The sequence below is a fragment of the Pseudoalteromonas sp. genome (genome assembly GCF_041613455.1).
Taxonomy (GTDB): Bacteria; Pseudomonadota; Gammaproteobacteria; order Enterobacterales; family Alteromonadaceae; genus Pseudoalteromonas.
This window is the reverse complement of the sequence record NZ_JBFJHD010000300.1, coordinates 1-2948: the sequence shown is the minus strand read 5'-3', so window position 1 is coordinate 2948 and position 2948 is coordinate 1. Positions and strand designations below refer to the sequence as shown.

3 protein-coding genes, 1 tRNA gene and 1 pseudogene are annotated in these 2948 nt (G+C 40.9%); 3 read left to right on the top strand and 2 right to left on the bottom strand.

What is annotated here, in order from left to right:
* Nucleotides 1–252, top strand: a 252-nt coding sequence (locus ABYB02_RS16265; RefSeq protein ID WP_372763421.1) for a hypothetical protein, incomplete at its 5' end; no start/stop codon positions are given.
* 150 nt (nucleotides 253–402) lie between these two features.
* Here ABYB02_RS16265 and ABYB02_RS16260 read toward each other — a convergent pair.
* Nucleotides 403–479 (bottom strand) — tRNA-Pro (locus ABYB02_RS16260).
* A gap of 110 nt (nucleotides 480–589) precedes the next feature.
* Nucleotides 590–1213 (bottom strand): arylesterase, encoded by a 624-nt coding sequence (locus tag ABYB02_RS16255; protein WP_372763420.1) that lies wholly within the window; start codon nucleotides 1211–1213, stop codon nucleotides 590–592.
* Here ABYB02_RS16255 and ABYB02_RS16250 point away from each other — a divergent pair, their 5' ends adjacent.
* A complete protein-coding gene (locus ABYB02_RS16250; protein WP_008137049.1) occupies nucleotides 1214–1927 on the top strand; it encodes an ABC transporter ATP-binding protein in 714 nt (237 codons plus the stop codon).
* A pseudogene (locus ABYB02_RS16245) lies at nucleotides 1917–2948 on the top strand (ABC transporter permease); the annotation flags it as partial. The gene ABYB02_RS16250 and the pseudogene ABYB02_RS16245, both read left to right, overlap by 11 nt.

Genomic DNA, 2948 nt, shown 5'->3' with positions numbered 1-2948 from the left:
ATCGGATCAATCTACAATATTAAATTAGAGACAAAAATAAATGCGCCGCAGCATAAGCCAAAAAATAATGCGAAGGCTTCTTGTCTTTCACGCCATGCTGCTGAGCCCATATTTAAGAATAGCAAACTAAGTAAAATAACAGGCAAACCAAGAAGCCAAGTTAAATTGGTTCCAATTGATAAGCCAATGATCATACTGGCAAGCATTAAAAAAATGTGCATGCTTATACGCCTTAAGTTAAACAATAATTAAAGGTAGCGAGTAATTGAAGTTAAGTCTACGAGTGATAGAAGGATATATTTACGTAAAATAGTTTTACCACAATATTACCACTATTTTACCACAGCGTTATTGCGAACTATTTTTAATTGGGTTTAAGGTGTTGTTTTTGGAGGATTAAAATGGTCGGTATGGAGAGATTCGAACTCTCGACCCCTGCCACCCCATGACAGTGCGCTACCAAGCTGCGCCACATACCGATTTGTATGCAATAGTACGTGTATTTTTTTAAAAATCAATAAGCGATTGTTTGTTTGGGTGTTTATTACGCAAGAGGCCTAAAAAGGCGCCCTTGCGGTGTATTAATTAGCTAGTCTTTATTTAACCACTTTTTGATCGAGTCATACATCTCATCTCGTATTAATGGCTGAGCTTTTTTGTTAGGGTGTAAACTATCGTTTTGCATTAGATCAGATTGGCTGGCAATATCTAGCATAAAAAAGTTCATTAAATGCGCATTTGTTTCTTCGCTAACGCGCGAGAAAGTGTCAGTAAACATTTTACTGTAACGCGGGCCGTAATTAGGGGGAATGTAAATCTCCATTAAGGCGGTCATCGCATTAGCTGCTTGGCTTTTTTGAATAAGAGACGTTAAGTTAGTTTGCATTTTTTTGACTGGAAAACCACGTAAACCGTCATTAGCACCTAGCTCAATAAGTACATGAGTGGGTTCGTATTGCTCAAGCAATACATCTAAACGGCGTAGGGCTCCACCAGATGTTTCGCCACTAATACTGGCGTTGATAAGTTCAATGTCGGCTTGTTCGTCATCGTATTTATCTTGTAACAATTTTACCCAGCCTTCTTCTTGTTGAAGTCCGTAGGCTGCGCTTAAACTGTCACCGAGTATTAAAATCGTGTTGTCGGCTGCTGCGCTCAGCGGTTTGATAACTAAAAATAAAATGAATACTAAACGAAGGATTGAATGAGTCATATGTCAGCGCTTTCTCAATTAAATATAATTCAGGTTAATGGTTTGTCTAAAGTAGTCTCTACCTTTGAAGGTGAGCTGCCCATCCTCAGCGACATCAGCTTTAATGTCAAGCATGGCGAGTCTGTTGCTATTGTTGGCACGTCGGGCTCTGGTAAATCTACGTTACTCAGTTTATTAGCAGGGCTGGACACCGCCAGCAGCGGTGAAATATTTTTAGATGGTGAACCATTACACAATTTAGATGAAGAAGAGCGTGCTGCACTGCGCGCGGCTAAAATTGGATTTGTATTTCAATCGTTTATGTTAGTACAAAGCTTAACGGCACTAGAAAACGTTATGCTGCCAGCAGAGCTCGCTGGTGAAAGTGATGCAAAAGAGCAAGCAATTGCTTTGCTTGAAAAAGTAGGCTTGAGCCATCGAATTGATCATTATCCGTCGCAACTCTCTGGCGGTGAACAGCAACGTGTTGCTATTGCGCGAGCATTTATTGGTACACCTAAAATACTGTTTGCTGATGAGCCTTCGGCTAATTTAGACAGCAAAAACGGTAAAATGATTGAATCGTTATTATTTGATTTAAACACGCAACACGGCACCACGCTTATTTTGGTGACTCACGATGAAGGGCTTGCACAAAAATGTGAGCACATTATTCAAATAGAAGCGGGTTTACTGGTAAAAAGCCAAGTAGAGGACGTTGCTAATGTGGGTTAAGTTAGCGCTTAAATTATTTTCGCGAGAATTCCGCCGTGGTGAGCTAACAGTTATTAGCGCAGCTATCGCCCTTGCTGTTTTAACCGTGCTTACACTGTCGATGGTTACTGAGCGAATAGGGCAAAGTATTGCGCAAAAAAGCAGTGCTTTTATTGCAGCAGACCGTGTACTTGCAAGCGACCATGTTCTGGACACCGCTTTTATTACTCAAGCACAAAGTCAAAATTTAAAAACGGCGCAAATGGTGTACTTCGACACTATGTTGTTTGCCGATGATGAAATGCAGTTTAGCTCAGTAAAAGCGGCATCTAATGCGTACCCTCTAAAAGGGCAGTTAAAAGTTAAAGATACCCTAACCGGTGAAACTAAAGTTGCTAATAGCGGGCCAACGCCGGGTAATGTGTGGCTAAGTGAGTCGGTATTTTACAGTTTAAATATTGATATAGGCGCGCAAGTAGAGCTTGGCGCGGCATTATTTAATGTTTCAAAAGTTATTGTAGAAGAGCCCGATGCGCCATTTAATGTATTTTCGAGTAGCCGTCGTGTGCTTATTAATATTGACGATGTGGCAAAGACCGAAGTTGTGCAGCCGGGTAGTCGTGTTTATTATCGCCAACTTTATGCAGGTAGTGAGGCCGATATAAATAGCTTTTACGAGTGGCTTAAACCACAAATGAAAGAAAACCAACAATGGTATGGCGTTAAAGACCGCCAATCACCCATTTCAAACAGCTTAAACCGCGCAGAGAGCTTTTTATTACTAGCCGGCTTATTAGGTATTATTTTAGCCGCAGTGGCTATAGCTGTTTCAGCAAAACGTTATTGTGAACGCCAATACGACCCAGTAGCGATGATGTAAACGCTAGGCGGTAGCCGTTCAATAATCCGCAAAATATACATGCTCCATTTATTGCTTGTATGTGCAATGGCGGTAAGTATTGGGCTGTTAATTGGTTATGGTTTGCAAGAAATAGCAACAAGTTACTTATCAAAAAGTATGGGCACAGAGCTGCCTTTAGGT